The organism is Saccharopolyspora antibiotica (assembly GCF_047200635.1).
In the GTDB taxonomy this organism is placed as follows: domain Bacteria; phylum Actinomycetota; class Actinomycetes; order Mycobacteriales; family Pseudonocardiaceae; genus Saccharopolyspora_C.
On record NZ_JBJZOI010000044.1, the window covers coordinates 1 to 5,325 of the forward strand.

The window sequence follows — 5,325 nt, forward strand, 5'->3', positions numbered from 1 at the left end:
TTGTCGGCGGTGTCCTACTCTCCCACACCCTATCGAGTGCAGTACCATCGGCGCTGGAGGGCTTAGCTTCCGGGTTCGGAATGGGACCGGGCGTTCCCCGCTCCGCTAAAACCACCGACAAACCACAACCACACACCCCACAACAGGGGCGGTGGAAACCTCTATCCAATTACAACAACCCCAGGTTGCTGCCTCAGATACCGTATAGTGGATGCGTAGCAATCTTTGTGAACAAGTCCTCGGCCTATTAGTACCCGTCCACTCCACACATTACTGTGCTTCCATGCCGAGCCTATCAACCCCATCATCTCTAGGAGGCCTTAACCCACAAAGGGGTGGGAGACGTCATCTTGGAACAGGCTTCCCGCTTAGATGCTTTCAGCGGTTATCCCTCCCGAACGTAGCCAACCAGCCATGCTCCTGGCGGAACAACTGGCACACCAGAGGTCCGTCCGTCCCGGTCCTCTCGTACTAGGGACAGCCTTCCTCACATCTCCTACGCGCGCGGCGGATAGGGACCGAACTGTCTCACGACGTTCTAAACCCAGCTCGCGTGCCGCTTTAATGGGCGAACAGCCCAACCCTTGGGACCAACTCCAGCCCCAGGATGCGACGAGCCGACATCGAGGTGCCAAACCATGCCGTCGATATGGACTCTTGGGCAAGATCAGCCTGTTATCCCCGGGGTACCTTTTATCCGTTGAGCGACACCGCTTCCACCAGCCAGTGCCGGATCACTAGTCCCTGCTTTCGCACCTGCTCGACCCGTCAGTCTCACAGTCAAGCTCCCTTATACACTTACACTCAACACCTGATGACCAACCAGGCTGAGGGAACCTTTGGGCGCCTCCGTTACCCTTTGGGAGGCAACCGCCCCAGTTAAACTACCCACCAGGCACTGTCCCTGAACCCGATCAGGGTCCGAGGTTCAGATGCCCAGAACGACCAGAGTGGTATTTCAACAACGACTCCACACCCACTAGCGTGAGCACTTCACAGTCTCCCACCTATCCTACACAAGCCGCACCAGACACCAATACCAAGCTATAGTAAAGGTCCCGGGGTCTTTCCGTCCTGCCGCGCGAAACGAGCATCTTTACTCGTACTGCAATTTCACCGGGCCTGTGGTCGAGACAGCGGAGAAGTCGTTACGCCATTCGTGCAGGTCGGAACTTACCCGACAAGGAATTTCGCTACCTTAGGATGGTTATAGTTACCACCGCCGTTTACTGGCGCTTAAATTCTCCGCTTCACACACCGAAATGTGCTAACGGGTCCTCTTAACGTTCCAGCACCGGGCAGGCGTCAGTCCGTATACATCGTCTTACGACTTCGCACGGACCTGTGTTTTTAGTAAACAGTCGCTTCTCCCTGGCCTCTGCGGCCACCACCAGCTCCAGGAGAAAATCCCTTCACCAGCCGTGGCCCCCCTTCTCCCGAAGTTACGGGGGCAATTTGCCGAATTCCTTAACCACAGTTCACCCGACCGCCTCGGTATACTCTACCTGACCACCTGTGTCGGTTTCGGGTACGGGCCATGCACACACATCGCTAGAGGCTTTTCTCGGTAGCACGGGATCACTGACTTCACCACAACGGCTACGCATCACCTCTCACCCTTCACGCCGCCCGGATTTACCTGGACGACAGGCTACAGGCTTACACCAGTACCACCACTCACTGGCACAGCTACCCCACTACGTCACCCCATCACTTGACTACCGCGGAATCAGGTCCCATGCACTCACACAACAACTCCGAAGAGCCACCATGCTCGCGGATGGTTAGTCTCAACCGTTTCACCATGGGCGCGTGCACACGGGTACGGGAATATCAACCCGTTCTCCATCGACTACGCCTGTCGGCCTCGCCTTAGGCCCCGACTCACCCTGGGCGGACGAACCTGCCCCAGGAACCCTTAGTCAATCGGCGGCAGAGATTCTCACTCTGCTCTCGCTACTCATGCCTGCATTCTCACTCCCACACACTCCACGCCACGGTCACCCGGACGCTTCACCGCATGCAGGACGCTCCCCTACCCAACCAGAACCAAGTCCTGATTGACACGGCTTCGGCGGTGTGCTTCAGCCCCGCTACATTGTCGGCGCAGGACCACTTGACCAGTGAGCTATTACGCACTCTTTCAAGGATGGCTGCTTCTAAGCCAACCTCCTGGTTGTCTGGGCAATCCCACATCCTTTCCCACTGAGCACACACTTAGGGGCCTTAGCCGGTGTTCTGGGCTGTTTCCCTCTCGACGATGAAGCTTCTCCCCCACCGTCTCACTGCCACGCTCAACCCAGGCGTATTCGGAGTTTAGCTGACGTCAGTAACCCATAAGGCCCATCGGCCAACCAGTGCTCTACCCCACCCAGGCAACACGCAACGCTGCACCTAAATGCATTTCGGGGAGAACCAGCTATCACGAAGTTTGATTGGCCTTTCACCCCTACCCACAACTCATCCCCCAGGTTTTCAACCCTGGTGGGTTCGGGCCTCCACACGGTCTTACCCGCGCTTCACCCTGGCCATGGGTAGATCACTCCGCTTCGGGTCTGCACCACGCGACTCCACGCCCTCTTCAGACTCGCTTTCGCTCCGGCTACCCCAACACAGGTTAACCTCGCCACGCAGCAGCAACTCGCAGGCTCATTCTTCAAAAGGCACGCCATCACACAACCAAAGATCATGCTCTGACGGATTGCAGGCACATGGTTTCAGGAACTATTTCACTCCCCTCCCGGGGTACTTTTCACCATTCCCTCACGGTACTATCCACTATCGGTCACCAGGAAGTATTTAGGCTTAGCGAGTGGTCCCGCCAGATTCACAGCGCCCTCCACGGAAACGCTGCTACTCGGGAACATTCCCACACGCGCCATGTGCATTTTCGCCTACGGGACTCTCACCCACTCCGGCCAGGCATCCCAACCTGTTCAACTAACACACACAACCACGCTGAAACAGTGACAGCCATCTCAAGAAATGCCCCACAACACCGAACACGCAACCCCTGTCAGGTATCCCACGCGCCCGGTTTAGCCTCTTCCGCTTTCGCTCGCCACTACTCACGGAATCACTAGTGTTTTCTCTTCCTACGGGTACTAAGATGTTTCACTTCCCCGCGTTCCCCCCGCAACCCTATACATTCAGGAAGCGGTGACCCGACATCACTCGGGCCGGGTTTCCCCATTCGGACATCCTCGGATCACAGCTCGGTTGACAGCTCCCCGAGGCATTTCGCAGCCTCCCACGTCCTTCATCGGCCCCTGGTACCAAGGCATCCACCATGTGCCCTACATAACTTGGCCACAAAGATGCTCGCATCCACTATACAGTTCTCAAACAACAACCGACAGAACACACACGTGTGCCCTCTCAGACACCCAACAGCGTACCGACAACAAACAACAGAGCGGCATTTCCACTAAATCCTCGAGCACCCACAGCAGAAGAACACACGCCTTCTCAACCATGGACACCCCACCAACACCACCACACAGGGCAGCACCAGCGGACGTGTCATGCTCCTTAGAAAGGAGGTGATCCAGCCGCACCTTCCGGTACGGCTACCTTGTTACGACTTCGTCCCAATCGCCAGTCCCACCTTCGACCACTCCCCCCGGGCGAACCGGTTGGGCCATGGGCTTCGGGTGTTACCGACTTTCATGACGTGACGGGCGGTGTGTACAAGGCCCGGGAACGTATTCACCGCAGCACTGCTGATCTGCGATTACTAGCGACTCCGACTTCACGGGGTCGAGTTGCAGACCCCGATCCGAACTGAGACCGGCTTTAAGGATTCGCTCCACCTCACGGTATCGCAACCCTCTGTACCAGCCATTGTAGCATGTGTGAAGCCCTGGGCATAAGGGGCATGATGACTTGACGTCATCCCCACCTTCCTCCGAGTTGACCCCGGCAGTCTCCTGCGAGTCCCCACCATCACGTGCTGGCAACACAGGACAAGGGTTGCGCTCGTTGCGGGACTTAACCCAACATCTCACGACACGAGCTGACGACAGCCATGCACCACCTGCACACAGGCCACAAGGGAAACCCCCTCTCAGGGGCGATCCTGTGCATGTCAAACCCAGGTAAGGTTCTTCGCGTTGCATCGAATTAATCCACATGCTCCGCCGCTTGTGCGGGCCCCCGTCAATTCCTTTGAGTTTTAGCCTTGCGGCCGTACTCCCCAGGCGGGGCGCTTAATGCGTTAGCTACGGCACAGGGACCGTGGAAACAGTCCCCACACCTAGCGCCCACCGTTTACGGCGTGGACTACCAGGGTATCTAATCCTGTTCGCTCCCCACGCTTTCGCTCCTCAGCGTCAGTATCGGCCCAGAGACCCGCCTTCGCCACCGGTGTTCCTCCTGATATCTGCGCATTTCACCGCTACACCAGGAATTCCAGTCTCCCCTACCGAACTCAAGTCTGCCCGTATCGACCGCACGCCCACCGTTAAGCGGCAGGTTTTCACGGCCGACGCGACAAACCGCCTACGAGCTCTTTACGCCCAATAATTCCGGACAACGCTCGCACCCTACGTATTACCGCGGCTGCTGGCACGTAGTTAGCCGGTGCTTCTTCTACCGGTACCGTCAAACGAATCCTTCGTCCCGGTCGAAAGAGGTTTACAACCCGAAGGCCGTCATCCCCCACGCGGCGTTGCTGCGTCAGGCTTTCGCCCATTGCGCAAGATTCCCCACTGCTGCCTCCCGTAGGAGTCTGGGCCGTGTCTCAGTCCCAGTGTGGCCGGTCACCCTCTCAGGCCGGCTACCCGTCGTCGCCTTGGTAGGCCATCACCCCACCAACAAGCTGATAGGCCGCGGGCTCAACCTGCACCGCCGGAACTTTCCACACGCAGACCATGCGGCCACGTGTCCTATCCGGTATTAGACCTCGTTTCCAAGGCTTATCCCAGAGTGCAGGGCAGATTACCCACGTGTTACTCACCCGTTCGCCACTCATCCACCCCGAAGGGCTTCAGCGTTCGACTTGCATGTGTTAAGCACGCCGCCAGCGTTCGTCCTGAGCCAGGATCAAACTCTCCAACAATGTTCAGAGAAAAATCCTGCCCCGAAATAAACGAGGCACCCCGATCAACCCGAAAGCCAACCAGGGCAAAAATCAAATAAATGAGTTACCACTCATCATCATCGGCACGCTGTTGAGTTCTCAAAGAACACACCCACACCATCACCCACAACCCCAAACCAGGGCCGCGAACTCCAGGGAGCCTGTCATTCCGTATTCCGTCTTGCGATGTTTCAAACTCTAGCAGGCCCGATTCTCGGCGTTTTCAGGGGGGTCAACCTCGCGGC

3 rRNA genes are annotated in these 5,325 nt (G+C 57.4%); all 3 read right to left on the reverse strand.

Going from position 1 to position 5,325, the window contains the following annotated elements:
* Position 1: 1 nt before the first annotated feature.
* The 3 genes from rrf to ACL03H_RS23760 all read right to left on the reverse strand — a co-directional run bounded on the left by rrf (position 2) and on the right by ACL03H_RS23760 (position 5,059).
* A 5S ribosomal RNA gene (rrf, locus tag ACL03H_RS23750) occupies positions 2-119 on the reverse strand.
* 108 nt (positions 120-227) lie between these two features.
* Positions 228-3,311, reverse strand: a 23S ribosomal RNA gene (locus ACL03H_RS23755).
* Between the two features lie 224 nt (positions 3,312-3,535).
* Positions 3,536-5,059, reverse strand: a 16S ribosomal RNA gene (locus ACL03H_RS23760).
* Together the 16S, 23S and 5S rRNA genes form the textbook arrangement of a ribosomal RNA operon.
* Between the last annotated feature and the right edge of the window lie 266 nt (positions 5,060-5,325).